This is a genomic window from Acidovorax radicis N35 (assembly GCF_000204195.1).
In the GTDB taxonomy this organism is placed as follows: domain Bacteria; phylum Pseudomonadota; class Gammaproteobacteria; order Burkholderiales; family Burkholderiaceae_C; genus Acidovorax; species Acidovorax radicis.
Genome location: NZ_AFBG01000018.1, coordinates 1 through 24,656 on the forward strand (window position 1 = coordinate 1; position 24,656 = coordinate 24,656).

23 protein-coding genes are annotated in these 24,656 nt (G+C 65.1%); 14 read left to right on the top strand and 9 right to left on the bottom strand.

What is annotated here, in order from left to right; translation table 11 throughout:
* The 3 genes from ARADN35_RS25945 to ARADN35_RS0105555 all read left to right on the top strand — a co-directional run.
* Positions 1–545: EAL domain-containing protein (locus ARADN35_RS25945; RefSeq protein ID WP_010459918.1), on the top strand; the 545-nt coding region annotated here is incomplete at its 5' end.
* A gap of 42 nt (positions 546–587) precedes the next feature.
* On the top strand, positions 588–5,474 hold the full coding sequence (locus ARADN35_RS0105550) for a PAS domain S-box protein (RefSeq protein ID WP_010459920.1): 4,887 nt from the start codon (positions 588–590) through the stop codon (positions 5,472–5,474).
* Positions 5,475–5,498: 24 nt separating this feature from the next.
* Positions 5,499–6,629: a response regulator gene (locus ARADN35_RS0105555; RefSeq protein WP_010459922.1), complete on the top strand. Its 1,131-nt coding sequence runs from the start codon at positions 5,499–5,501 to the stop codon at positions 6,627–6,629.
* Positions 6,630–6,665: 36 nt separating this feature from the next.
* On the opposite strand, the gene ARADN35_RS0105560 is transcribed toward ARADN35_RS0105555, so the two are convergent.
* The gene (locus ARADN35_RS0105560; protein WP_010459924.1) at positions 6,666–7,622 is read right to left on the bottom strand and encodes an inositol monophosphatase family protein; all 957 of its coding nucleotides are present in this window, start codon (positions 7,620–7,622) and stop codon (positions 6,666–6,668) included.
* Positions 7,623–7,796: 174 nt separating this feature from the next.
* On the opposite strand from ARADN35_RS0105560, the gene ARADN35_RS0105565 reads away from it, so the two are divergent.
* Positions 7,797–8,609, top strand: coding sequence for an RNA methyltransferase (locus tag ARADN35_RS0105565; protein WP_010459926.1), 813 nt, complete (start codon positions 7,797–7,799; stop codon positions 8,607–8,609).
* 36 nt (positions 8,610–8,645) lie between these two features.
* A complete protein-coding gene (cysE, locus tag ARADN35_RS0105570) occupies positions 8,646–9,425 on the top strand; it encodes a serine O-acetyltransferase (RefSeq protein ID WP_010459928.1) in 780 nt (259 codons plus the stop codon).
* Between the two features lie 105 nt (positions 9,426–9,530).
* Here the strand turns inward: cysE and mog are convergent, their stop codons facing one another.
* Together mog and yjgA are read right to left on the bottom strand one after the other, a co-directional pair.
* Complete coding sequence (gene mog / locus ARADN35_RS0105575; protein WP_081474573.1) at positions 9,531–10,151, bottom strand: molybdopterin adenylyltransferase; 621 nt, start codon at positions 10,149–10,151, stop codon at positions 9,531–9,533.
* Positions 10,144–10,815, bottom strand: coding sequence for a ribosome biogenesis factor YjgA (gene yjgA / locus ARADN35_RS0105580; protein ID WP_029413408.1), 672 nt, complete (start codon positions 10,813–10,815; stop codon positions 10,144–10,146). The genes mog and yjgA overlap by 8 nt, the downstream gene beginning before the upstream one ends.
* A gap of 64 nt (positions 10,816–10,879) precedes the next feature.
* Between yjgA and pmbA the strand changes: the two genes are divergently transcribed.
* Positions 10,880–12,322 (top strand): metalloprotease PmbA, encoded by a 1,443-nt coding sequence (gene pmbA, locus ARADN35_RS0105585; protein ID WP_010459934.1) that lies wholly within the window; start codon positions 10,880–10,882, stop codon positions 12,320–12,322.
* Between the two features lie 110 nt (positions 12,323–12,432).
* Here the strand turns inward: pmbA and ARADN35_RS0105590 are convergent, their stop codons facing one another.
* A complete protein-coding gene (locus ARADN35_RS0105590) occupies positions 12,433–13,194 on the bottom strand; it encodes an NAD(P)-dependent oxidoreductase (protein ID WP_010459936.1) in 762 nt (253 codons plus the stop codon).
* A gap of 261 nt (positions 13,195–13,455) precedes the next feature.
* On the opposite strand from ARADN35_RS0105590, the gene ARADN35_RS0105595 reads away from it, so the two are divergent.
* The 3 genes from ARADN35_RS0105595 to ARADN35_RS0105605 are packed head-to-tail and all read left to right on the top strand — an operon-like array spanning position 13,456 to position 14,677.
* Positions 13,456–14,010 carry a helix-turn-helix domain-containing protein gene (locus ARADN35_RS0105595; RefSeq protein WP_010459938.1) on the top strand — a complete coding sequence of 185 codons (555 nt, stop codon included), beginning with the start codon at positions 13,456–13,458 and terminating at the stop codon, positions 14,008–14,010.
* Positions 14,010–14,435: a VOC family protein gene (locus ARADN35_RS0105600; RefSeq protein WP_010459940.1), complete on the top strand. Its 426-nt coding sequence runs from the start codon at positions 14,010–14,012 to the stop codon at positions 14,433–14,435. The genes ARADN35_RS0105595 and ARADN35_RS0105600 overlap by 1 nt, the downstream gene beginning before the upstream one ends.
* On the top strand, positions 14,432–14,677 hold the full coding sequence (locus ARADN35_RS0105605) for a hypothetical protein (protein ID WP_010459941.1): 246 nt from the start codon (positions 14,432–14,434) through the stop codon (positions 14,675–14,677). Before ARADN35_RS0105600 ends, ARADN35_RS0105605 begins: the two co-directional genes overlap by 4 nt.
* A gap of 23 nt (positions 14,678–14,700) precedes the next feature.
* Here ARADN35_RS0105605 and ARADN35_RS0105610 read toward each other — a convergent pair whose 3' ends face one another.
* Positions 14,701–15,588 carry a LysR family transcriptional regulator gene (locus tag ARADN35_RS0105610; protein WP_010459943.1) on the bottom strand — a complete coding sequence of 296 codons (888 nt, stop codon included), beginning with the start codon at positions 15,586–15,588 and terminating at the stop codon, positions 14,701–14,703.
* A 71-nt stretch (positions 15,589–15,659) separates the two neighbouring features.
* Between ARADN35_RS0105610 and ARADN35_RS27835 the strand changes: the two genes are divergently transcribed.
* From ARADN35_RS27835 to ARADN35_RS25950, 3 genes are all read left to right on the top strand, one after another.
* Positions 15,660–15,884, top strand: a complete 225-nt coding sequence (locus ARADN35_RS27835; protein WP_139019172.1) for a hypothetical protein — start codon at positions 15,660–15,662, stop codon at positions 15,882–15,884.
* A gap of 151 nt (positions 15,885–16,035) precedes the next feature.
* Positions 16,036–16,422 carry a VOC family protein gene (locus ARADN35_RS0105615; protein WP_010459945.1) on the top strand — a complete coding sequence of 129 codons (387 nt, stop codon included), beginning with the start codon at positions 16,036–16,038 and terminating at the stop codon, positions 16,420–16,422.
* 424 nt (positions 16,423–16,846) lie between these two features.
* Positions 16,847–17,128: a hypothetical protein gene (locus ARADN35_RS25950; RefSeq protein ID WP_010459949.1), complete on the top strand. Its 282-nt coding sequence runs from the start codon at positions 16,847–16,849 to the stop codon at positions 17,126–17,128.
* 50 nt (positions 17,129–17,178) lie between these two features.
* Here the strand turns inward: ARADN35_RS25950 and ARADN35_RS0105630 are convergent, their stop codons facing one another.
* Positions 17,179–17,670, bottom strand: a complete 492-nt coding sequence (locus tag ARADN35_RS0105630) for a hypothetical protein (protein WP_100199432.1) — start codon at positions 17,668–17,670, stop codon at positions 17,179–17,181.
* A gap of 101 nt (positions 17,671–17,771) precedes the next feature.
* On the bottom strand, positions 17,772–18,869 hold the full coding sequence (locus ARADN35_RS0105635) for a tartrate dehydrogenase (protein ID WP_010459952.1): 1,098 nt from the start codon (positions 18,867–18,869) through the stop codon (positions 17,772–17,774).
* Between the two features lie 118 nt (positions 18,870–18,987).
* On the opposite strand from ARADN35_RS0105635, the gene ARADN35_RS25955 reads away from it, so the two are divergent.
* On the top strand, positions 18,988–19,935 hold the full coding sequence (locus tag ARADN35_RS25955) for a LysR substrate-binding domain-containing protein (RefSeq protein ID WP_050812457.1): 948 nt from the start codon (positions 18,988–18,990) through the stop codon (positions 19,933–19,935).
* 123 nt (positions 19,936–20,058) lie between these two features.
* Here the strand turns inward: ARADN35_RS25955 and ARADN35_RS0105645 are convergent, their stop codons facing one another.
* Complete coding sequence (locus tag ARADN35_RS0105645; protein WP_010459956.1) at positions 20,059–20,505, bottom strand: GatB/YqeY domain-containing protein; 447 nt, start codon at positions 20,503–20,505, stop codon at positions 20,059–20,061.
* Between the two features lie 211 nt (positions 20,506–20,716).
* Positions 20,717–20,929: a 30S ribosomal protein S21 gene (gene rpsU, locus ARADN35_RS0105650; RefSeq protein WP_005799779.1), complete on the bottom strand. Its 213-nt coding sequence runs from the start codon at positions 20,927–20,929 to the stop codon at positions 20,717–20,719.
* A 428-nt stretch (positions 20,930–21,357) separates the two neighbouring features.
* Here rpsU and ARADN35_RS0105655 point away from each other — a divergent pair, with 428 nt between their 5' ends.
* Positions 21,358–24,630, top strand: coding sequence for an EAL domain-containing protein (locus tag ARADN35_RS0105655; RefSeq protein WP_010459973.1), 3,273 nt, complete (start codon positions 21,358–21,360; stop codon positions 24,628–24,630).
* Positions 24,631–24,656 lie beyond the last annotated feature (26 nt).

The following is a 24,656-nucleotide window of genomic DNA, read 5'->3' on the forward strand; positions in this document are numbered from 1 at the left end:
GCGAACAACTGCAGCGCTGGGGCCAGCACGAAGCCACCGCCCACCTGTCCATCTCGGTCAACGTCAGCGCCCGGCAGTTCCGGCAACCGGGCTTCGTGGCAGAAGTGCTGCAGACCCTCAAGAGCCACAACGCCGACCCCCGCAAACTCAAGCTCGAACTCACCGAAAGCCTGCTGCTGGGAGACATCGAAGACACCATCGCCCGCATGGTGCAGCTCAAAAGCGAAGGCGTGGGGTTTGCGCTGGATGACTTCGGCACCGGCTACTCCAGCCTGAGCTACCTCAAGCGGCTGCCGCTGGACCAGGTCAAGATCGACCAGAGCTTCGTGCGGGACGTGCTCTCGGACCCGAACGACGCGGCGATCGTGAGGACGATCCTGGCGCTGGCCAAGAGCCTGGACCTGGAGGTGGTGGCCGAGGGGGTGGAGACGACGGGGCAGCTGAGTTTTCTGAGGCTGCATGGGTGCGAGGGGTTTCAGGGGTTTCTTTTTGGCCGGCCCGGGCCGGTGGGGGATATTGATGCCTTGTTGTACCCCACGCGTTAAGTTTTGCCAGATATGTTTCTTGGGCCTGGTCGGAGGTTCGGAGTGACGCGGGTGGGTGAGGGCGTAGGCGGGTTTCTGGACAAGGTGTTGGACCGCAATGCCCCTGGCGTGCGTGGCCTGGTGCTGGTAGTGGCCGCGGCGCTGGTGGGGGCGTGGCTGGTGGTGTTGGGGGCCATGCACTGGCAAGGCGCCGAGCGCGCGGCCGAGCGCGCCAAGTTGCTGCAGCAGACGGTGGACACCCTGCAAGCCCGGATCACGGGTGGTGGCATGCTGGGCGCGGTGTCGCTGCTCGGGCTGAGCGAACCGATGCTCAAGGCCATGGCCCTGGGTCAGCTGGCGCCGGATGACCCCGAAGCCCTTGCGCGGCTGGGGGTAGCGCGTGGGCGGTTTCTGGTCAACGGGGTTTATGTCATGTCCGCCGACGGCACCGTGGTGGCCCACGAGACGCCGGGCACCCGCTCCACCGGTCTCAACCTGGCGTTCCGCCCATATTTCCAGCAGGCCATCAAGGGGGCCATCAGCGTGTACGCCGCCATCGGCAGCAACTCGCAGGAGCGGGGGCTCTACTACGCTGCACCTCTGTATGAAAACGAGACGCCGTCCAGCTCCATCATCGGCGTGGTGATGTTCAAAGTGGGTTTCGAGTTGTTTGACGAGGTGCTCAAGCGTACCGAGATGCCCACCGTGCTGCTGTCTCCCCAAGGCGTGGTGTTTGCCTCCACGCGGCCCGAGTGGCTGTTTGCCGTGGCCCCGCCGCTCACCCAGGCGCGCATTGATTCGATCCGGGCGTCCCGCCAGTTTGGCAGCCACTTCGACAAGGGGCTGGCTTCTTCCCTGCCGTTTGCGCCGGATGCGGGCGAGGTCGTCCTCAACGGGGTGTCCTACGCGGTAGAGCGCCGCCACATCGACTGGGGTGACCCGGGAGGCCAGTGGCAACTGGCGATGCTGGACGATGTGAGTGTCCTGGTGCCTTGGTCTGAGCGCATGAAGGTGGGAGGGGTCGCCTTCGTGCTGTTGTTCCTGCTGGGCTTGCTGCTGCTGGATCTGCTGCGCAGCCGCGCCCGGATGGGTGCTGCGCTGGAGCGCTTCAGGGTTGTGGGCGCCGCGCTCGGGAGCAGCCCGGTCTCGGTGGTCATTACCGACGGAGAAGGCCGCATCGACTGGGTCAATCCGCAGTACGAGCGCAGCTCGGGCTACACGCTGGAAGAGGTGCGGGGCAAGAAGCCGTCGGTGGTGGCCAGTGGCCAGACCCCCGCGCAAACCTACCAGGAGATGTGGTCCACGCTGCTGTCAGGCCGCTCGTGGCAAGGGCAGTTTGTCAATCGCCGCAAGGATGGGGGCATCTACCACGATGAGGCCACGCTGTCGCCGGTGTTTGACGAGCGTGGCAACCGCATTGCCATTGTCGGCCTGCATGAAGATGTCTCCGGGCGCATCCAGGCCCAGAAGGAGCTGGAGCGGCGCGAACGACTGCTCAACGAGTTGCTGGAGCAGCAGACAGCCATCTTTGACAACGCGCCCCCCATCGCGCTGGTGGGAGATGGCAAGTTCCGGCAGTTCAATCCCGCGTTTGTGGAACTGATGGGAGGCTCCGCGGCAGACCTGCTCGGACTGAGCGTGGCGGCATTGCTCGGACGCGGTGAATTTGCAAAGCGTTTTTACGCCGATGTGGGCCCGGTGCTGACTGCAGGGCGGGCCGTGCGCCAAACCACAACGCTGTGCCGACTGGACGGAAGTCGGTTCGAAGCGCGGATGGCGGGCCGCAACCTGCAGATGGATGGTTTCCGGAGTGCATCCATCTGGGTGATCGAAGATGTCAGCGAGCAGCGGCGGGCAGAGATCGCCATGCAGCAGGCCAAGGACCGTCTGGAGCTGGCACAGGAGGCTGGCAAGATTGGCGTGTTCGACATTGATCTGGTCGCAGACGAGGTGCTGTGGAGCGAAAAACTGGTCGCCATGCTCGGCTTGCCGCCCCAGGCGCAGGGGCGCAGCAAGCGCGACTGGATGGAGTGCCTGCACCCGGACGACAGGGACCGCGCAGCGTCGTACTTTGATCAATGCCTTGCGAGCGGCGCCCCCGATCTGCGCGATTCCTGGCGCATCGTGCGGCCCGATGGCGAAGTGCGCTGGTTCCTGTCTGCCGCCCGAATCTTCCGCGACGATGCCGGCAAACCCGTGCGGGTGGTGGGTGTCAATGTGGACATCCACGACCAGAAGCTGCTGGAGGCCCGTGTGGCCGAGCAGCTTGATTTTCAGCAGGCACTCATTGACGCCATCCCCGTGCCGCTGTTTTACAAGGACGCAGATGGCCGCTACATCGGTTTCAACCGCGCCTATGAGCAGGCCTTTGGCGTACAGCGCGAGGCCTTGATCGGCAAGACCGTGCTGGACCTCAAGTTCCTCCCTGAGGCTGAGCGGGAACGCTTTGATGCAGATGCCCAGGAGGCCCTGCATGGGGTCCAGTCGGTGCACAAGGAGGTGGACCTGCCGTATGCGGACGGAAAGGTGCACCACACCTTGTTCTGGCTGCACGGTTTCTCGCGGCCCGATGGCTCGCCGGGTGGGGCCATCGGCACCTTTGTCGATATCACCGACCGGCAGCGCGCCGAGCAGGACCTGCGCCGCGCCAAGGAACTGGCGGAGGAGTCCACCGCACTCAAGTCGAATTTTCTGGCCAACATGAGCCATGAGATACGCACGCCCATGAACGCGATCATCGGCATGTCGCACCTGGCGCTCAAGTCTGGCCTGACAGAGCGCCAGCACGACTACGTGAGCAAGATCCAGCAGGCCGGCCAGCACCTGCTGGGCGTGATCAACGACATCCTGGATTTCTCCAAGATCGAGGCGGGCAAGCTCATGGTGGAGAAGCAGCCCTTCGTGCTCGACCGCATGCTGGAGAGTGTGTCCGACGTGGTGGGCTACAAGGCCGGTGCCAAAGGCCTGGAGCTGGTTTGCGATGTGGCGGCCGACGTGCCCCCCAATCTGGTGGGCGATTCGCTGCGCCTGGGCCAGATCCTCATCAATTTTGCCAACAACGCCATCAAGTTCACTGAGACGGGCGAGATCAGCATCGCCGTGCGGGTGCTGGAGGCCGCGGGCAATCGGTTGATGCTGCGTTTTGAAGTGCGCGACACCGGCATCGGGCTCACGCCGGAACAGATGGGGCGGCTGTTCCAGAGCTTCCAGCAGGCAGACACCTCCACCACGCGCCGCTATGGCGGCACGGGCCTGGGGCTGGCCATCTGCAAGAGCCTTGCGGAGTTGATGGGGGGCGAGGTCGGTGTGGAGAGCACCTATGGCCAGGGCTCCACGTTCTGGGTGGCCGTGCCGCTTGAACGCGGGGCGCCCGCGCGCGTGCTGCTGCCACCCCCTGACCTGCGGGGCCGCCGAGTGCTCGTGGTGGACGACAACCAGACGGCGGCCACCGTGCTGTCCGACATGCTGCTGGCCATGGGCTTTGAGGTGGAGCAGGCCCATTCGGGCCTGGAAGCCCTTGAGCGCCTGCGCGAATCCATGGCACGGCACCAGCCGTTTGGCCTGCTGCTGCTCGACTGGCACATGCCGGGCATGGACGGCATCCAGCTGGCGGGCCACATCCGGGGCCTGGGCATGGCGCAGGTGCCCAAGATGCTCATGGTGACAGCCTACGGGCGGGAGGACGTGATGCGCGCCGCCCGCGCGCAGGGCATCGACACGGTGCTGATCAAGCCCGTCAACGCCTCGCTGCTGTTCGACACGCTGATGCAGCCGCTGGAACACTCCACCTACAGCCCACGCCGCGTGGTCACCCCCGCGCCTGCGGCAGACGAGCTGCCGCTGGCAATCCGGGGTGCGTCGGTGCTGCTGGTGGAGGACAACGAGCTCAACCAGATGGTGGCGGTTGAACTCTTGCTCGAAGCCGGTTTTGCCGTCGATGTGGCCGAGAACGGCCAGATCGCCCTTGATCGCATTGAGCGCAAGGCCTACGACGTGGTGCTTATGGACATGCAGATGCCTGTCATGGACGGCGAAACCGCCACGCGGCAACTGCGCCGCGACCCGCGCCATGTTCACCTGCCCATCGTGGCCATGACCGCCAACGCCATGGAGGCTGATCGCCAGCGCTGCTTTGCCGCCGGCATGAACGACCATGTGGCCAAACCCATCGAGCCTGCGGCGCTATGGGCCGCATTGGGCCGATGGATTCGGCCCCGGCCGGGATTGGGCCAGGCGTTGGTGGGCGGTGCGGTCCGCACCGGCGCAGGCACGGAGGCTGACGCCATGGCTCCGGCCACCGCCAACGCTGCCCCGGCGCCGTCCTTCCCCACCGTGGCGGGCCTGGACACGTCGCTGGGCCTGGAGCGCGCCCTGGGCAGGCCGGGGCTCTATGCCGAGATGCTGCGGCGGTTTGTGCAAGGGCAGTCGCCGGTGCTTGCGGACCTGGAGCAAGCCGTCGCCAACGGAGACACGGTGCTGGCAGAGCGCCTGGCCCACACCCTGCGCTCGGTGGCGGCCAACATTGGCGCGCAGGAGGTGTCGGCCCACGCGCAAGCGCTGGAACAGGGCCTCCGCAGCGGGGCCCCTGTGGATGTGATCGTCGGACTCGGGGCCAACCTGGGCGCCGCGTTGCGGCCCGTGCTGGCGGGATTGCAGGCGTGGATGCATGGGCCGCAAGCCGGGCAGCCGCACGGGCCGGACGCCTCTGCAGCGGCGGGGCTGAAAGCGCTGGATTCCGAAGGGGCCCTGCAACAGTTGCGCGGCCTGCTGGAGCAGGACGACCCAGCGGCCTCCGAGTTTTTCCAACACAATGTCCAGGTGCTCAAGCCCGCGTTGGGGCACACCTTTGCGGTGGTCGAGATGCACACCCTGAATTTTGATTTTGAGCAGGCACTGGAGGCGATGGCCGCCGTGTCAGGCCCCGAATACCCTGCCGTTCATACCCCTTGAGCGGCACCACACCCAGGAACTTCCATGGATAACGCGCCCTTTGCCTCCCCGCAGGCCGTTCTTGTTGACAAGCCGATCGCCACGGTGCTGGTGGTGGACGACACGCCCGACAACCTCACCCTCATGGGCAGCCTGCTGCGCGAGCATTTCCTGGTGAAGGTGGCCAACCATGGCGAGAAGGCCCTGAAGATTGCGCAGTCGGGCACACCTCCCGACCTGATCCTGCTGGACATCATGATGCCGGAGATGGATGGCTACGAGGTCTGCCGGCGCCTGAAGGCAGCACCGGCTACGCGCGACATCCCGGTGATCTTCCTCACGGCGCGCTCCGATCCCGATGACGAACGCATGGGCCTGGCCCTGGGCGCGGTGGACTACATCACCAAGCCCATCAGCCCGCCCATCCTGCTGGCGCGGGTCAATACCCATCTGGCGCTCAAGGCCACGGCGGATTTCCTGCGCGACAAGAGCTCCTACCTGGAGCGCGAAGTGGCCATGCGCACGCTGGAAGTGCAGGCCATCCAGGACGTGACCATCATGGCCATGACCTCGCTGGCCGAGACCCGCGACAACGAAACCGGCAACCATATCCGCCGCACCCAGCTGTACGTGAAGACGCTGGCCGAGCGGCTGCGCCACCACCCGCGTTTCGAGCCGGTGCTCAACGACCGCATGATCGAGCTGCTGTACAAGTCCGCTCCGTTGCACGACATCGGCAAGATCGGCATCCCCGACAGCATCTTGCTGAAACCCGGCAAGCTCACGGTGGAAGAGTTCGAGATCATGAAAACCCACACCACGCTGGGCCGCAACGCCATTGATGAAGCCGAGCGGCGCCTGGGCATGCGCGTGGCGTTTTTGAGCGTGTCCAAGGAGATCGCCTACAGCCACCAGGAAAAGTGGGATGGCTCAGGCTATCCGCAAGGCCTGGCGGGGGATGCCATTCCGGTGTCGGCGCGCCTGATGGCCGTGGCCGATGTGTACGACGCGCTCATCAGCAAGCGTGTCTACAAACCTGCGTTTTCGCACGACCAGGCCTGCAACACCATCGTGCGGGGCAAGGGCACGCACTTTGACCCCGACATGGTGGATGCGTTTGTGGACATTGCGGAAGATTTCCGCAGCATTGCCCAGAAATATCCCGACCCGAACTGAGCACAGTCCCGATAGGGGACGGTGCTCAGGCATACATCAGAACGGCGCGTCTTCGCTCTTGGGGGTGTCGGCCTGTGGGGCGGCACCCGTGGTGTCGGACTCCACATCGGCTGCAGCCTCAGCTTCAGCGCTGGCGGGTGCGTCTGCGGCAGCGGCCTGGCGCACGGCCGCCTTGTCGCCAGCGCTCGCAAACTTGCTGTACTTGCCCAAAATCGGCACCAGCTGGCCGTAGATGCGGGGGTTGCCCGCCAGGCATTCGCGCTGCTCCAGAAAGTCGGCCTCGCCCGTGAAGTTGCCCACCAAGCCACCGGCCTCGGTCACCAGCAGCGAACCCGCGGCCACGTCCCAGATCGACAGGCCGGTCTCGAAGAAACCATCGGTGAAACCAGCGGCGACATAGGCCAGGTCCAGCGCGGCGGCGCCGGGGCGGCGCAGGCCAGCCGTGCGCTGCATCACGTCGCTCATCATGTTGAGGTAGCTCTTGAAGTTGTCGCCCGGGCGGAACGGGAAGCCGGTGGAGACCAGGCAGTCCTTGAGCTGGGTGCGCTTGCTCACGCGGATGCGGCGTTCGTTCAGGTAGGCGCCACGGCCCTTGGTCGATGTGAACAGGTCGTTGCGCGAGGGGTCATAGATGACGGCCTGCTCGACCTTGCCTTTGACGGCCAGGGCGATGCTCACGCAGTACACGGGGAAGCCGTGGATGAAGTTGGTGGTGCCGTCCAGCGGGTCGATGATCCAGACGAATTCCGAATCCTTGGCGCCGTATTCGGTGCCCGACTCTTCGGCCAGGATGCCGTGGCCGGGGTAGGCCGTGAGCAGCGTCTCGATGATGATTTTTTCGGACGCGTGGTCCACTTCGGTCACAAAGTCGTTGATCTGCTTTTGCGAGATCCGCACCGATTCCACGTCAAGGGCCGCGCGGTTGATGATGGCGCCGGCGGCGCGTGCGGCCTTGATGGCCACGTTAAGCATGGGGTGCAGATTGGACGACATAAATTGTGGTGGTGAGCAGGGTGCCCGCATGCAACGGTGGCATGGGCAGCCTGCGAATCAGGAGCGGTGCGATCCGACCCGGCGATGCGGGCGGCGACAATGAGGGCAGAATTTTACCCGCAGTGTCCCTTTTCGCCTAACCGCCCGCCCTTTGCCCTCGTCCTGCCTTTGCCCATGAAGACCCGTTTTGTCCTGATCAACACCAGCCACGCCGGCAATGTGGGCGCTGCCGCCCGCGCCATGAAAACCATGGGTTTTGACGACCTGGTGCTGGTGGCCCCGCGCTGGCCCAACGTGTTGCGGCGTGAGGAGACCATCCAGCGCGCCAGCGGCGCCCTGGACGTGCTGGAGAACGCCCGCATCGTGGCCACGCTGGACGAGGCGCTGGACGGCATCAGCCACCTGTGCGCCACAGCGATGACCCCGCGCGACTTCGGGCCACCCACGGCAGCGCCGCGTGCCCATTTCGAAATGCTATTAAAACAAGAGCTATTAGCGATTGAAGGACAAGCGCTAGAGGCCAAAAACACTCAAAATTCTGAGGAACCAGCACCCAACCCATCGGTGGCAGCCCGCCAGGCGGGTGTGGCCTTCCTGTTTGGCTCCGAGCGTTTTGGCATGACCAACGAAGACGTTTACCGCTGCCACGTGGCGCTGTCCATTCCCACCAATCCCGGCTTTGGGTCCCTCAATCTGGGCGCCGCCATCCAGGTGATTGCCTACGAATGGCGCATGGCGCTGGGCGGGTTCCCGGTGTTGGATGCCACGCCCGCGCGCGCCCTGGCCGACGCCGCCCAGGTGGCGGGCATGCTGGGCCATTGGGAGCAGGCGCTCACCACCATCGGCTTTCTGGACCCCGCCGCGCCCAAGAAGCTCATGCCCCGCCTTAACCAGCTTTTCAACCGCGCGCAGCTCAGCCCTGAGGAAATCCACATCTTGAGAGGTGTCGCCAAAGCCATGATCGAGACGGCGCAGGCGAAACGATAGACTGTGCAGCCCATTTACAAATAACCATAACAACCAATGTTCGCCCGCCTGCGCTCCGATATCCAGTGCATCCTCGACCGCGATCCTGCCGCGCGCAGCACGTGGGAGGTGATCACCTGTTATCCGGGCTTGCACGCGATCTGGCTGCACCGGCCGGCGCACTGGTGCTGGCACCACGGCCTGAAGTGGTTGGGGCGCTTCATCTCGCACTTTGCGCGCTGGTTCACGGGCATCGAGATCCATCCCGGCGCCAAGATCGGCGAGCGTGTGTTCTTCGACCATGCCATGGGCGTGGTGGTGGGCGAGACTGCCGAGATCGGCGACGGCTGTACCATCTACCAGGGTGTCACGCTGGGCGGCACATCGCTCTACAAGGGCAGCAAGCGCCATCCCACGCTGGGTAAAAACGTGGTGGTGAGCGCGGGCGCCAAGGTGCTTGGCGGCTTTGAAGTGGGCGACGGCGCCAAGATCGGCAGCAACGCGGTGGTCATCAAACCCGTGCCTGCAGGCGCTACGGCGGTGGGCATTCCGGCACGCATCATCCCGTCCAAAGAAGGCCAGAGCGCCGACGTGACGGAGCCCCAGCAGACCCCCAAGTTCACGGCCTATGGCATCACACAAGAGGACGATCCGCTCTCGCAGGCCATGCGCGGGCTGATCGACAACGCCTCGTCGCAGGAGCACCAGATTGCACTGCTGTGGCAGGCCATCGAGAAACTGTCCACCAACCCGCAGAACAAGGACTGCGTGCCGTGCGATGCGGCGCTCAAGGAGCAGTTCGAGGCGGGCAAGCTCAACGAGCTGGTGGGCAAGTAGCGGCTTGCCGGCGCTGTATTCAAAAATCAGATTGCTATAAAAAATATAGCTGCTAGCGCTTGTGAGACAAGCACTAGCAGCTATTTTTCTTTGAATCTTGAGAAATCAGGCCGGGCGGGGCGCTCGCACCGCGTTCTTGGGCCGGAACGCCTTGCAGACTTCGTCGCGCGTTTCCAGATACGGGCCGCCAATCAGGTCCACGCAGTACGGCACGGCGGCAAAGATGCCGGGCACGATCTGCTTGCCGTCGGCGTCCTTCAGGCCTTCTAGCGTTTCGGCAATCGCCTTGGGCTGGCCGGGCAGGTTGATGATGAGGCTCTGGTCGCGCACCACGGCCACCTGGCGTGACAGGATGGCGGTGGGCACAAACTTCAGGCTGATCTGGCGCATCTGCTCGCCAAAGCCCGGCATCTCCTTGTGCGCCACGGCCAGCGTGGCCTCGGGCGTCACGTCGCGCAGGGCGGGGCCGGTGCCACCGGTGGTCAGCACCAGGCAACAGCCTGCGTTGACCAGCTCGACCAGCGCGGCGCTGATGCCATCCTGTTCATCGGGGATCAGGCGTGATTCGAACGCGATGGGGTTGTGCAGTGCGCGCGTGAGCCAGTCCTGCAGCGCAGGCAGGCCCTTGTCTTCATAGACACCGGAGCTGGCGCGGTCGCTGATGGACACGATGCCGATCTTCACGGCGTCGTGGTGGGGCGCAGGGCTGCCCATGGGCTCACTCATCGCCGTTTTCCCCGCCGATGTCGCTGGCATCGTCCGTGCCCGTGCCGCCCAGGTGCTCACGCACCAGCTGGAACAGCTCTCGGTAGGCGCGGCCCTTGCGGGGGGCCAGGCCTTGCGAGACCTGGACATTGGCCTCCTTGCCGGCGGGCTGTGCGTCCTTGCGGGCCTGGCGGATCAGGGCGCGCAGCTGCTGGGTGTCGGTGCCGGGGTGTTCGGCCATCCAGGGTGCGAGGGCCTCGTCATCCACAATCAGGCGGTCGCGCCAGTGTTCGGCCAGGTGCAGCTGCATCTTTTCGGTGGCCGAGCCCTTGTGCTGCTCCTCCAGCGCCTGGCGGGCTGCTTGCACCAGCTCGGGTTCAAGCTTGCGCATGATCTTGCCCACGTACTGCATCTGGCGGCGCTTGCCTTCAAAGTTGGTGATGCGCTTGGCCTCGGCCAGCGCGTCCACCAGCTTGTCGGGCAGGCCCACCGCCTCGAACAGGTCGGCGCGCAGGCTCAGCAGCTCTTTGCCGAGATCCTGAAGTTCGTCGCTTTCGCGCTTGAGATCGGTGCGGCTGGCATCGGGCGTGCCTTTGAGTTCGGCCTTGAGCTGAATGTCCATTTCGCTGCCTTCGGCAACGAACTGGCCTCGCACAAAGTAGCCTTTTTTGGGTTTGCGTGACATGGGTGGGGGCAAAAAGAGAAGCGGCGCAGAGCGCGCCACAGCGGCAAGTATCATAGCTGCCGCTATGAATAAACCCTCCACCCGCGCCGCGCGCGCCCAAAGCGCGGCTTCCGCTGCGCCAGCGCCTGCCACCTCCCGCACCCCTGACAACGGCTTCAGCTACAGCCGCGCGTTCTTTGAAGACCTGGTGGACCGCGCCCTGGCCCATGCCAAAAAGCTCGGCGCCACCGACGCAGGCGCCGAGGCGTCCGAGGGCTGCGGCCTGTCGGTCAGCGTGCGCAAGGGCGAGCTGGAGAACGTGGAGCGCAACCGCGACAAATCCCTGGGCGTGACGGTCTACCTCGGCAACCGCCGTGGCAATGCCAGCACTTCCGATTTCTCCAACAAGGCCATCGAGCAGACCGTGCAGGCCGCGTACGACATCGCCCGCTTCACGGCCGAAGATCCCGTGGCGGGTTTGCCCGATGCCGATGACATCGCCCCTGCGGACACACACCGTGACCTAGATCTGTTCCACCCCTGGGCCATCACGAGCGAAGAGGCCGCTGAAATCGCCAAGGCCTGCGAGGCCGCCGCGCTCAAGACCCACCGCCGGATCACCAACAGCGAAGGTGCGGGTGTGTCGGCGCAGCAAAGCCATTTCTTCAGCGCCCACACGCGCGGCTTTCGCGGCGGCTATGCCAGCTCGCGCCACAGCTTTTCGGTGGCGCCCATCGCATCGCTGCCCGGCCGCAATGCCGAGATGCAGCGCGATGCCTGGTACAGCTCCATGCGCGATGCCACTGAACTGGCATCGCCCGAGGCCGTGGGCCGCTACGCCGCGCAGCGCGCGTTGAGCCGTCTCGGATCACGCAAGATCCCCACCACCCAATGTCCCGTGCTGTTCGAATCCACCCTGGCCGCTGGCCTGCTGGGCGGTTTTGTGCAAGCCGTCAGCGGTGGCTCGCTGTACCGAAAGAGCAGCTTCCTGCTCGACTCGCTGGGCAAGATGGTCTTCCCCAAGCACATCGACATTCTCGAAGACCCGTTTGTGCTGCGCGGCAAGGGCAGTTCGCCGTTTGACGAAGAAGGCGTGCGCGTGGCGCCGCGCAAGGTGGTGCAGGGCGGCCGTGTGCAGGGCTACTTCCTGTCGAGCTACTCGGCCCGCAAGCTGGGCATGAAGACCACGGGCAACGCCGGGGGCTCGCACAACCTGACCATGACTTCGCGCCTGACGCAGAGCGGTGACAACCTGGACGCCATGCTGCAAAAGCTGGGCACGGGCCTGTTTGTGGTGGAGTTGATGGGCCAGGGCGTGAACTACGTGACGGGCGACTACTCGCGCGGTGCGAGTGGCTTCTGGGTCGAGAACGGCAAGATTGCCTACCCGGTGCACGAGATCACCATCGCAGGCAACCTCAAGGACATGCTCAAGGGCATCGAAGCCGTGGGCGCCGATGCCTACAACTACGGTGCCAAGACGGTAGGGTCGATCCTGGTGAACCGCATGAAGGTGGCGGGGAGCTGACGCTCACAGAGACGGGACGCCGTCGTGTGGAGGCTGGAACGCAAGCCTTCCACCCCAAAAGGCCCTTGCCATGGCTGCCATGGCGAGGGCCTTTTTTTGTCCGCAAGGTGTCAGGCAGTGCTGCCGGGCCGGGCCGCCCAAGTGTCTTTTTTACCGCGCATGCCCACGGGCAGCGCGAGCCCCACCCGGTGGCGCGACATGGCGTCCCGGGGGGTGAGGTGCGCCAGCATCACGGCGGCCGCATCCGCATAGGGGATGATCATCTGCGGCACCTTCGACGCAAACAGCAGCAACATCAGCAGGCTCGGCAGCTTGCCGGCAAAAGCCGGGATGGGCATCGGCAGCTGGTCTGGCGCCATGCGCAGGTTGGCGGTGCCCAGTGCTGGCTGGTCCACCATCGGCCCGGGGCACAGCAGGCGCCAATCGAGCGACGAGGCGCTCAGGCGCTCGAAGTTTTTCAAGTGCGGCCAATAGGTGTCGCGGACCTTGGGCAGCTCGACGCCCCGCCGCCCTGTTGGGCCGATGTCCAGCACGGCGGCACCACCGAGAAACCAGCATGTGGGACGCTCGGCCGGGGCCAAAGATTCAACGCTGGAAACAATCCGGTCCACGAGGTCCACAAAAACCCGCCCTTCGGTGACCAGGCCGGCGCAGTTGATCAGTGCCTCGTGGCCACGGATGATGTCCGCCAGGGCGCCGATGGCCACGGTGCCGAGGTCCACCTGGTACACCGTAATGTGTGAACGCATGTCGGGGGGCAGCTTGGCGGGGTTGCGGACCAGCACCGACACCTGGTGGCCTGCCGCAACGGCCTGCTGCAGCACGTGGCGGCCCAGGGAGCCCGTGGCTCCGAGAATCAGAAGACGCTTCATGAGGAATCGCGAAGAAGAGAGGAGATGTTGCCTGCCGACGGCCCTATGGTCATCGATGGGTGGTGTGGCGATGATTCCATGCAACCGGTCAAGCGCCAAGGTCTGCGGGTGTGGCGGATCGGGCAGACGGTGACTTTGTTCACGGGCTGCTGGCTTGAACGAAGAAAAAGGGATCGTGGCCATTCATGGCGTGCTGGGGGCTGTCCGCCAGAGGGGGGAGGCGCCAAGGGATAGCGTGGATGGAGGCGATATGCTTTGCGCATGCCTTCTGTGCCCTCGAAGTCCCCGCCCCTTCGCGAAGCCACTCGCAATCCGAATCCTGCGCCGAGCGACCCCGTTGCCCCGCAGGACCCCGCCCTCCTGCGCCGCCTGCTGCGCGCCAAGGACCGCATGGACGCCGCGTCGCACGAGGCCTGGCCGGTGCAGCGACTGGCCGAGGTCAGCGGCGTGTCGGAGGCGCACTTCGCCCGCTCATTCCGGCAGGCGTTCGGCATTCCGCCCCACCGCTACCTGCTGACCCGCCGCATCGAGCAGGCCACCACGCTGCTGCGTGATACAGACTTGCCCGTCACCGAGATCGCCTTTGCCACCGGCTGGGAAAGCCTGGGCACCTTCGGGCGCATCTTTCGCGACATCACGGGGCAGAGCCCCAGTGCGGTACGGCTGGAGGCCCAGGCTACCGCCACGCCCCTGGACCAGGTGCCCGCCTGTGTGTTGAAAGCCGCACAGCGTCCCGACCTCACCACAGCAGTTTTGGAGAAGCGCCGCCGCCTGGCCCAAGGTACAAACCCGTCATCAGCAACCAAGGAGATCTGATGACGAAGAACCAGGGCATTGGTGTGGTGGGTGTGTATGTGGACGACCAGGACGAAGCGCTTGCGTTCTATGTTGGCAAGCTGGGGTTTCGTGTGCACACCGACGTGCGCAACGGGCCGTACCGTTGGCTGACGGTGCAGCACCCCGATCAGCCGGACTTTCAGCTGGGGCTGTTCACACCCGGTCCGCCCATCCACGATGCCGCCACGGCGCAGACGTTGCGCGCCATGGTGGCCAAGGGCGCCATGCCGCCGCTGGTGTTGCATGTGGCGGACTGCCGCGCTGCGTATGCCCGGCTGCGCGACCAGGGCGTGGAGTTCACGCAAGAGCCCGTGGACCGGTACGGCAACGTGGATGCGGGTTTTCGTGACCCGGCGGGCAATGGCTGGAAGATGATCCAGCTCGCCGCCGGAGATGCGCAATGAGCGCCGGCGTGGGCATTCGGCGCCTTCACCGCTGGGTGTCGATGGCGTTCACGCTGGCCGTCGTCGCCAACTTTGTGGCCCGTGCGCAGGGCTCGGGCAACCCGCCGGATTGGGTGACGTATGCACCCCTGCCGCCACTGGCACTGCTGCTGTTGACGGGGCTGTACCTGTTTGTGCAGCCCTATTTGCGGCGGTCTGCGGTGCGGCGTTCTCCCGACGCTCAGGGCTTACCGCCCGCGTGATGGCGGGCGGCGGCGCGCAGCCATTAGTCTGCGAAGACGGCCAGCAGTTGCAGCACGCCCTCCACCGCAGGCGAGGGCGGTGGCTGGTGGCGGTGCGCCACGGCCATGGGGCGCATGAGCGGCGGCTGCAGGTGACGGACCTGCACGTCGGCGGCGCCTTGCAGGTCCTCCACCTCTTCCAGCGGTAGCAACGCAGCGCACTGGCTGGCCACCGCCAGGCTCTTGAGCGCGCCGGGGTAGCTCAAGGCCAGGAAGGGGCGAGGGTGGTGGCCCGCCTGACCAAACCAGTTGGCAATCAGCCCATGCATCTGTGTGGCGGGCGCAAACGATGCCCAGCGGCGGCTGGCCAGCCAGTCAGGGGTCACGAACTCGGGCGCCTCCCACGCTGCGGGCAGCAGGGCCACCATGGGGTCGTTGCGCCAGGGGGCCTGTCGTACCTCGGCCAACGGCGGTTGCGGGCTGGCGACAATGGCAATGTCGAGCGTGCCCGCCTTGAGCCGCTGCATCGAATCGGCAGAGCCCACGGCCTCCAGACGGATCTCCACACCGGGGCAGCGTGCCGCCAGCGCCTCCAGCATGCGCGGCAGCAGCTGCGTGCTGACACCCGCCGATACCCCCACGCGCACGATGCCTTCGCGCCCCGAGGCGCGGCGGCGCACGCGCTCCATCAGGTCATCGCAAGCGAGCAGCAGCTGGCGTCCTTCCTGCACCAGCACCTCGCCGGCGGGGGTCAGCTCGGCCTGCCGCCGGCCCCGCACCACCAGGTCGGCCTGCAGGCGGGATTCCAGCTCCTTGATGTGCAGGCTGATGGTGGGTGGCGCCAGGTGCAGCGCCTGCGCGGCCGCTGCAAAGTTGCCCAGGTCGGCAATGGCGATCAGCGTCTGCAGGTGGTCCAGGTTGAAGTTGCGCATCAGTTTTTATGAATTGAGGCTTCATTGAATTCAACTTTACAGATGGTAAGCCAAGCCCGAGCATGCGGGCCATGTTGCATTCCCCCCGTTTGAACCCTCGTACTTCCGATGACGTCACGGCCCATTCGCCCGCAGACGCTGTGCCGAAGGCACCCCCCACCTCGGCAGGACAGGGCCGCTGGCTTCGGCGCGCACGCATCGTCTGCCAGCGGCGGCTGGCGGCGCTGGGCGCCGCCCTGGCGCGGGCTGAAAAACACATCACCGAGAACTTCAGGGTGCCACCCCATGGGGGGTGATGGAGGCGCGCATCTGCACTGTCTGCACTGGTGCTGCCGTGGGGATCGGCCTACACTGCAAAACCGGTCGGACGGCCTTGGACCGGAGCCTGGTGCCCACCAGGAGGCGCTAAGACCGAATGCAGGGCCGGATTGAGCGAAAGGACTTTGTATGTTGTCCGATTCCTCCGTAACCACCATGCTGCCGGTGATGGACATGGACCGCGCCCGTGCCTTCTACGAGGGTTGCCTGGGGCTGAAGCCCGGCGGGTTCCGGTCCGATGGCAAGTTCATCTATGCGGTAGGTGGCAGCACACTGGCGCTGTTCCCCAAGCCGGAAGGTACCAAGGCCGACCACACGGCCATCAGTTTCCAGGTGGCAGACATAGCGGCCACCATCGACGCGCTGAAACGCGCGAAGGTGGTCTTTGAGGACTACGATTTCCCCGGCCTCAAGACCGTGAATCACGTGTGCGTTCTCGGGGCCGAGAAGGCGGCGTGGTTCAAGGACACCGAGGGCAACTACCTCTGCCTCCACGAGGATATAGCGTCGGCTTGAGAGTACGCTGGTGGCGTCCCTGTGTTGGAGCGCCAGGTCTTTTTGGTTCAACCACCCCTGGGGCACCTTGGCATTGATCGTTCCCAGGAGTCCATATGTCTGTTTCCGGGGCGGAGATTCTGGAAGATGTGCTTTTCACCAGCCTTGAAGAAAGCAGAGAAGCTGCTTCCTGTCTGTGCTTCATTCATCGACCTTCATACCCAGCCTCTTGGTTCGCAAGAAATCGGGGCGCCACAATCCCCGGCCTTGTTGCGCCGCCTGCTCCGCGCGAAGGACCGCATGAATGCAACCCAGAACGAGGATTGGTCGGTGCAGCGGCTTGTGCAGGCCACTGGGTGTTACAAGCGCTTGTGCTTGTTCATTTCGCGAGACCTTTAGCATCCCGCCTCGCCGCTACCTGCTGACACGCCGCATCGAGCAGGCGATGACGCTGCTGGGTGCCACCGTCCTGTCCATCATCGAAATCGCCCATACCAGGGGCAGGGAAAGCTTGGATATGGGTATCTGCGGCCGTACGCTCCGGTATGTCTTCGGGAAAACCGCGAATACGCTGCAGGCCGATGCCCCGATCGACACGCGGCTGCTGGGCCTCGTCTCCGCCTGGGTTCTCAAAGCGGCGCAGTACCCAGCCATCACCGCTGCAGTTTCGGAAACGCGTCGCCGCATGTCCGAAGGTGTAGGCCAGCGTTCAACCAAGGAGATGTAGTGAACCGAGGTATCGGGGTGGTGCGGTTGTGTACTTGTTGGAGACTGACCCTATTGCAACTTGCGACTGATCCACAGGCCAGCGACACCGAGCGCCACCACAATCCAGCCCACCGTGTAGCCGCTACTGTTGGCCTCGACGAGTTTGTGTTTGTACGCAGCTGTATCGCGATAGTTGATCAATTGGCGGCTAGGCGTGCTGAGGCTGAACACCGCCTTTTCGTCTTTGGGGTCGAATTTGGCAGTCACGGTTTCACCGCTCAGGCCAGTCAGTACACGCTCGGAATTGGGCTCCCCCACACGCACGGTGACAATGCCCTCGGCACCCTTGATGTCGAGTTCGGTAAAGCGGCTTGCCAGCACGTTCTTTTTGCTCTTACGTTCAATGACGCGGGCGTTGATCGCCTTGCCGGAAACGGTGCTCAGCTCTGCTTCCGTAGGAACCGTCAGTCGCGAAGGCCGCTTGCGGTTCTCTGCGTACTCGGCGCCGAGCCAGACGAGGCCGCCAATGATCAACAAAAGAGGAATGGTTTTAAGGCTCAAAGCAACTCTCCTGGCAGGTGTTGGAATGGAGGCCCATAGTCTGCCATCGGATACGCGGAGCGCTCTCTTGAGCGTCTGGCCTTTCAGAAACAGGGCGGCGTTCAGTGGCGCCCAACCAACGCTGCGACCGCCTGTCCCACCTGCGTGGTGCTGGCCGCTCCCCCCAGGTCCGGCGTGCGCGGCCCGCTCTTGAGGGTGTCTTCAATCGCCGCCACGATGGCATCGTGCGCCAACCTGCCCGCCCCCTGGCCCTGGGTGAGGAAGTCCAGCATCAGCGCGCCGGACCAGATCATGGCAATCGGGTTGGCGATGTTCTTGCCGTAGATGTCCGGCGCCGAGCCATGCACGGGCTCGAACAGGCTGGGGAAGTGGCGCTCGGGGTTCAGGTTGGCCGAGGGGGCCAGGCCAATGGTGCCGGTGGTGGCCGGACCCAGGTCCGAGAGGATGTCGCCAAACAGGTTGGTGGCGGCCACCACGTCAAAACGGCCGGGCTGCAGCACAAAGCGCGCGGTGAGGATGTCGATGTGCTGCTTGTCCAGCGTGACCTCGGGGTAGTCCTGGGCCACATCGTCCGCCCTCTTATCCCACCAGGGCATGCTGATGGCGATGCCGTTGCTCTTGGTGGCCAGGGTCACGTGCTTCTTGGGGCGGCTCTGGGCCAGGTCGAAGGAGAACTTCAAGAGGCGGTTGGCACCGTGGCGCGAGTAGACCGACTCCTGGATCACGATCTCGCGGTCGGTGCCCTCGTACATGATGCCGCCCAGGGACGTGTACTCGCCCTCGGTGTTCTCGCGCACCACGTAGTAGTCGATGTCACCGGGCTTGCGGCCGGCCAGGGGGCAGGGCACGCCCTCGAACAGGCGCACGGGGCGCAGGTTGATGTACTGGTCGAACTCGCGGCGGAACTTGAGGAGAGACCCCCACAGGGAGATGTGGTCCGGCACGGTGGCAGGCCAGCCGACAGCGCCAAAGAAGATGGCGTCCATGCCCGAGAGCTGCGCCTTCCAGTCGTCGGGCATCATCTGGCCGTGGGTGGCGTAGTAGTCGCAGCTGGCCCATTCGAAGGTGTGGCATTCGAGTTCGAAGCCAAAGCGTGCTGCGGCGGCTTGCACCACGCGCAGGCCTTCGGGCATCACTTCCTTGCCTATGCCGTCTCCGGCGATCAGGGCAATCTGGTACTTTTTCTGCTGCTGGGTCACTGGGTAGGTCCTTCCGGGAGGGGTGGGCTGAAAAGGATTTTCGGCCTCAATGGTGTGATTGTTTCAAACGCCAGCGAAAACTACAATCTGGCAACTGTGGCTTCATTCTTCACGAATTGTGCATAAACATCCCGCCGCTGAGGACCTGCGCGTTTTTACGGCGGTGGTGCGCAAGTCCAGCTTTGGGGGTGCCGCCACCGAGCTGGGCACATCCCCCGCCTATGTGAGCAAGCGCATCCGCCTGCTGGAGCAGGATCTGCAGGTCAAGCTGCTGCACCGCACCACGCGGCGGGTGGCGGTGACGGAGGAGGGTGAGCGTGTCTTCCATTGGGCACAGCGCATCCTCGACGACATGGAGCAGCTGCTGCAGGAGGTGGCCGTCACGCGCAGTGAGCCGCGCGGGCTGCTGCGCGTGAGCAGCAGCTTTGGTTTTGGGCGGCAGATCGTGGCGCCTGCGGTGTCGCGCCTGGTGGAGCGGCATCCGGGCCTACAGGTCCGGCTCGAAGTGTTCGACCGGCTGGTGGACGTGGCGGGCGAAGGGTTTGACCTGGACGTGCGTGTGGGCGACGAGATTGCCCCACACCTGATCGCACGCCGCCTGGCCGACAACCACCGTGTGTTGTGCGCGGCGCCCGCCTACCTGGCGCGCAAAGGCATGCCCCGTGTGGTGGCCGATCTGGCCGCACACGACTGCCTGGTGATCAAGGAGCGCGACCACCCGTTTGGCGTGTGGCGCCTGCGCAGCGGCGCGCAGGAAGAGTCGGTGAAAGTGCGTGGCCCGCTGTCGGCCAACAACGGCGAGATGGCCGTGCAGTGGGCGGTGGATGGGCGTGGCGTGGTGCTGCGCTCGCTGTGGGATGTGGGTGCGCACCTGCAGGCCGGGCGCCTGGTGCAGGTGCTGCCGCAGTGGCAGCAGGAGGCCAATGTGTGGGCCGTGTACCCCACACGGCTGGAGCGGTCGGCGAAGGTGCGCGTCTGCGTGGAGTTTCTGCAGGAGCACTTTAGCGCTGGGGGGATGGCTCCGGCGGCGGGAAGTGACGGCGCCAGTGAAAACGGTGCGGTTTGAAGTAAAAATAGCCGCCAGCGCTTATCTGGTAAGCGCAAGCAGCTATCAAAATGATATTGACCGCCACGCAGGCCGCCGCGCGGCCCACCGTGTGGCGTTATCGAGGTTCTGGCCGTCGGTGGATCAGCCTGCCAGCGCGGCCTTCACCGCTGCCGACACCTGGCCCATGTCGGCCTTGCCCGCCAGGCGGGTCTTGACCACGCCCATGACCTTGCCCATGTCGCCAGGGCCAGCGGCGCCCAGTTCGGCCACGATGGCTTTCACGGCAGCCAGGGTTTCTTCGGCGGACATGCGCTCGGGCAAGTAGGCCTGCAGCACCACGAGTTCCGACTTCTCCTTGTCGGCCAGGTCCTGGCGCGCTGCCTGCTCGAAGGCCGCGATGGAGTCCTTGCGCTGCTTGATCAGCTTGTCCACGATGGCGACCACGGCCACATCGTCCAGGACCACGCGCTCATCCACTTCTTTTTGCTTGAGTGCAGCCAGCAGCAGGCGGATGGTGCCCAGGCGCTCGCTGTCCTTGGCGCGCATGGCGGTCTTCATGTCTTCGGTGATCTGGTCCTTGAGGCTCATGAGGGCTTCCTTTTTATGGTCAGGCTGAGACAAAGGGTCTGCCAAAAGGCTTTCTGGCTAGGCGTCAACGCCGCAGGCAGTAGTGTTGCTACGACAAGGCGTTGCAACGACGCCAGAAAGCCTTTTGGCAGACCCGAAAAAACAAAAACCCGCGCTTGGCGTCCCTAGCGCGGGTTTTGGGACCCAAGCGAACAAGGCTTGGGGCCGAAGATCAGTACATCTTCTTGGGCAGTTGCATGCTGCGAACGCGCTTGTAGTGGCGCTTCACGGCGGCTGCCTTCTTGCGCTTGCGCTCGGCGGTGGGCTTTTCGTAGAACTCACGGGCGCGCAGGTCGGTCAGCAGGCCGAGCTTTTCAATGGTGCGCTTGAAGCGGCGCAGTGCAACGTCAAAGGGTTCGTTTTCTTTTACGCGGATCGTAGTCATTAGCTAATGGTTTTCCAAAATGTTGCTCGCAGAGGGGCTTGGGGAGATCGGGCCTCAAGTCCGTACAAAGCGGTTTCCCCGTCTGTAACTAGTATTTGGCCGACGGGGCATTGCCAGCAAAGCCGGAGATTATAGCCTTTGTGGCGTGAATGGGAAGCACCCCCGGTGCAGCTTCGCGGCTTCTCCTTCTCTCGCTGCGCGGGAGGAGGAGGACGCCGGTGGCCTGGCAAAGGCAGTTCCACGGTGGCACTGGCCAGGGGCTTGCCAGTCTTACCGGGTGTCGGCAGCCTCAACGACTGCGCATCCCTGCATCCGTGGCTGGGAAGGCCGTAAATGGCGTGGAAATTGCTTCACGTTGTAACAATCATTTTCCACCGTCGGTGGGCTGCCCAGGTCATCCGCCCGGGCAGGCCTTCGCCGCAGACACCATGGCATTCATGCACCGCGTATCGGGTTGGCTGGGCCGCCTCAGTGTGGGCCGCAAGCTCATGCTCATCTATCTGCTGGACCTGTCGGCGGTGATCTATGTGTCCAGCATCCTGATCCACGAAAAGTACGTGGCCATCGATTTCACGCGCAAGGAAATCGTCGGCACCACGTATGCGGCGGTGCTGCGCGACGGGCTCATGGGGCAGTTTCTGGATGCGTCCCAGCAGCCGCCGCTGGCGGCCGAAGTGATTGCACGGCTGACGGGGGTGCGCAAGGCCCATGACGAGCAGTTGCGCACGCAGGAAGTGGGCGAACGCTTCAGCACCGTGCTGGAGCAGCTGGCCTCCCAGCCGCCGTCTGCAACGGATGCGCAGGTTCTGACCGGCATGCGCAGCCAGCTGCTGCGCGAGGGCCGTGAGTTGCTCACCACGGTGGGCAACCAGTCCAACCTGATCCTGGACCCGGACCTGGACAGCTACTACGGCATGTCGCTGGTGGTGCTGCGTTTTCCGGAGTTGCTCCAGGCGGTGCACGACACGGTGGTGTTTTTGAACGCAGCGCAGACCGGGCGCGGGCCGCAGTGGTCCTTTGATTTGCTCACGCTCGTGGGGCGGCTGGACGCGGTGATGCAGGGTATCGAGTCGGACTACAACCAGGCGTTCATCGCGGGCTCGCCCGAGATGCGGGCGGCCCTGGGGGGGCAGCGCGAAGCGCTGAAGGCCTCGCTGGAGGGTTTTCAGGCCTTGCTGCAGGGTGTGGCAGCCGGGGAGTCGCGCCTGACGCTGGCCCAGGTGGGCGCGCAGCAGGCGCAGGTGCTGGGCGCCCTGCGCGATGCCTGGGGCGTGGGCATCACCGACCTGGAGCGGCTGCTGAACCGCCGCGTGGACGGACTTTATGCCCGCATGTGGCTGCACCTGGGCACCGCGCTGGTGTTGCTGGGCTGCATCCTTTCTCTGGTGACGTTGGTGGCCCGGCAGATCGCCAAGCCGCTGCAACAGCTGGCGCGGGTGGCCGACCAGGTGCGCCAAAGTGGCGACCATACCCTGCGCGCGCACTGGTCGAGCCGCGACGAGATCGGCCGCCTGGTCACGGCCTTCAACGAGATGCTGTCCCAGCTCGACCGCGACCGCCTGCTGCAGCAGGAGCTGGCCGCCAGCGCCCGCGCCGCCGAGGCGCAGCGCGAGCTGGTGGAGGCGTTCCCGATCCCGATGGTCGTCACCTCGGTGCCCGAGCACGAGGTGCTGCATTCGAATGCGCCGGCCAGCCACTGGCTGGGTGGCCGCAAGACCGACCCCTGGGCCGTGGGGCTGGAGCCTGGCGTGCGGGCGCGATTCTTCCAGCGCCTGGCGGACCAGGGCTCGGTGGATGAATTCGAGGTGCGCTGGAAGGGCACTGCCGAGCCTTCCTGGGCCGTGCTGTCGGCGCGGCGCCTGCAGTTCCAGGGGCGCGACGCGGTGCTCACGGCCTTCACGCCGATCAATGTGCTCAAGGTGATGGAGCAGCGGCTGGAGCTGTGGGCCAAGGTGTTCGAGGCCTCGTCCGAGGGCATCATCATCATGAACGCCGAGCAGCAGATCATCAGCGTGAACAAGGCGTTCTGCCGCAGCACGCACTATGACTTCTACGAGGTCATCGGCGAGGACCTGGGCTTCTTGCTGGAAGAAGCCGCTGGCGAGCCACTGTCGACGCAGATCAACCGCACCATGCTCGACAAGGAGTCCTGGCAGGGCGAGGTGCGTTTTCGCCGCCGCTCGGGCGAAACCTACCCGGCCTGGCTCATGGTGTCTGCGGTGCGCGAGACCAAGGGTGGCGCGGTGGCCAACCACATCGGCATCGCCATCGACATCACCGACCGCAAGCGCAGCGAAGAGCGCATCCAGTTCCTGGCGCACCATGACGTGCTGACCGAGCTGCCCAACCGCTCGCTGTGTGTGCAGCGCCTGCAAATGGCGCTGGCGCAGGCGCCGATCACCGGTGAAAAGGTGGCCGTTCTGTTTATCGACCTGGACCGCTTCAAGGCCATCAACGACACGCTGGGCCACCACATCGGCGATGGCCTGCTGCGCTCGGTGGCCGGGCGCCTCACGCAGGCTGTGCGCAGCCGCGACACCGTCAGCCGCCTGGGCGGGGACGAGTTCGTGGTGGTCATGCGCGATGTGGCAGGGCGCGAGGACGTGCAGCAGCTGGTGGAGCGGCGGCTGATCCCGCTCATCCGCCAGAGCCACCCGGTGGAAGGGCACGAGCTGAACGTGTCGTGCAGCGTCGGCATCGCCGTCTACCCCGAGGACGGCAGCGATATCGACGAGCTCATGCGCCGCGCCGACGCGGCCATGTACGAGGCCAAGACCACGGGCCGCGACATGGCGCTGTTCTATTCGGCCGAGACCGACCAGCGCGCGCTGGCACGCCAGACCCTGGAGCAGCAGCTGCGCCGCGCACTGGAGCGCCAGGAACTGAGCTTGCACTACCAGCCGCGCCTGGCCGCCAAGGGCGGCAGCCTGCTGGGCGTGGAGGCCCTGCTGCGCTGGAGCAGCCCCACCCTGGGCAACGTACCGCCCAGCGAATTCATCCCCATTGCCGAGGAGACCGGCATGATCCGCGCGATCGGCGGCTGGGTGCTGCAGCAGGCCTGTGAGCAATGGGCGCGCTGGCAGGCGCCGCTGGCGGGCCATCCAGCACGTGCGCTGGCCCATCCGCTGGCGAATGTCTCCATCTCGGTCAACCTCTCGGCCGCGCAGCTGGCCGACCCGGTGCTGGTGACGGACATCGAGGCGCTGTTGGCGCGCACCGGCATGCCGGCCCACCGGCTGGAGCTGGAAATCACCGAATCGCAGCTGATGGACAACGCCCATGCGGCCGAGCAGCAACTGGCCGCGCTCAAGTCGCTGGGTGTGCAACTGTCCATCGACGACTTTGGTACCGGGTATTCGAGCCTGGCCTACCTCAAGCGTTTTGACATCGACCGGCTCAAGGTGGACAAGTCCTTCGTCCACGACATGCTGAGCAATCCCGCCGACATGGCGATCACGCGCGCCATCATCGCCCTGGGCCACACGCTGGGCCTCAAGATCGTGGCCGAGGGCGTCGAAGATCTGGCCACGGCGCAGGTGCTGAGCGCGCTGGATTGCGAGGAGCTGCAGGGCTACCACTTCAGCCGCCCGCTGCCGCCCGAGGCGCTGCACGCCTGGGCCCTGGAGCACGGCGTGCTTCAGGCCGCATCGGTGCGGGGGCCGGGTTTTGGCAGCACACAGCCTGCACCGCTGTGGGGGTGATCCGGCCCTCAGCGCCCGTCCGCACC

Coding starts and splice junctions, on each gene's coding strand:
- mog (WP_081474573.1), bottom strand. CDS start 10,151: ATGAGTGAGCCCATGGGCAGCCCTGCGCCCCACCACGACGCCGTGAAG.
- ARADN35_RS0105645 (WP_010459956.1), bottom strand. CDS start 20,505: ATGAGCCTCAAGGACCAGATCACCGAAGACATGAAGACCGCCATGCGC.
- ARADN35_RS0105600 (WP_010459940.1), top strand. CDS start 14,010: ATGACGAAGAACCAGGGCATTGGTGTGGTGGGTGTGTATGTGGACGAC.
- rpsU (WP_005799779.1), bottom strand. CDS start 20,929: ATGACTACGATCCGCGTAAAAGAAAACGAACCCTTTGACGTTGCACTG.
- ARADN35_RS0105590 (WP_010459936.1), bottom strand. CDS start 13,194: ATGAAGCGTCTTCTGATTCTCGGAGCCACGGGCTCCCTGGGCCGCCAC.
- yjgA (WP_029413408.1), bottom strand. CDS start 10,815: ATGTCACGCAAACCCAAAAAAGGCTACTTTGTGCGAGGCCAGTTCGTT.
- cysE (WP_010459928.1), top strand. CDS start 8,646: ATGTTCGCCCGCCTGCGCTCCGATATCCAGTGCATCCTCGACCGCGAT.
- ARADN35_RS25950 (WP_010459949.1), top strand. CDS start 16,847: ATGACGCTGCTGGGTGCCACCGTCCTGTCCATCATCGAAATCGCCCAT.
- ARADN35_RS27835 (WP_139019172.1), top strand. CDS start 15,660: ATGTTGCATTCCCCCCGTTTGAACCCTCGTACTTCCGATGACGTCACG.
- ARADN35_RS0105555 (WP_010459922.1), top strand. CDS start 5,499: ATGGATAACGCGCCCTTTGCCTCCCCGCAGGCCGTTCTTGTTGACAAG.
- pmbA (WP_010459934.1), top strand. CDS start 10,880: ATGAATAAACCCTCCACCCGCGCCGCGCGCGCCCAAAGCGCGGCTTCC.
- ARADN35_RS0105605 (WP_010459941.1), top strand. CDS start 14,432: ATGAGCGCCGGCGTGGGCATTCGGCGCCTTCACCGCTGGGTGTCGATG.
- ARADN35_RS0105565 (WP_010459926.1), top strand. CDS start 7,797: ATGAAGACCCGTTTTGTCCTGATCAACACCAGCCACGCCGGCAATGTG.
- ARADN35_RS0105655 (WP_010459973.1), top strand. CDS start 21,358: ATGGCATTCATGCACCGCGTATCGGGTTGGCTGGGCCGCCTCAGTGTG.
- ARADN35_RS0105560 (WP_010459924.1), bottom strand. CDS start 7,622: ATGTCGTCCAATCTGCACCCCATGCTTAACGTGGCCATCAAGGCCGCA.
- ARADN35_RS0105610 (WP_010459943.1), bottom strand. CDS start 15,588: ATGCGCAACTTCAACCTGGACCACCTGCAGACGCTGATCGCCATTGCC.
- ARADN35_RS0105595 (WP_010459938.1), top strand. CDS start 13,456: ATGCCTTCTGTGCCCTCGAAGTCCCCGCCCCTTCGCGAAGCCACTCGC.
- ARADN35_RS0105615 (WP_010459945.1), top strand. CDS start 16,036: ATGTTGTCCGATTCCTCCGTAACCACCATGCTGCCGGTGATGGACATG.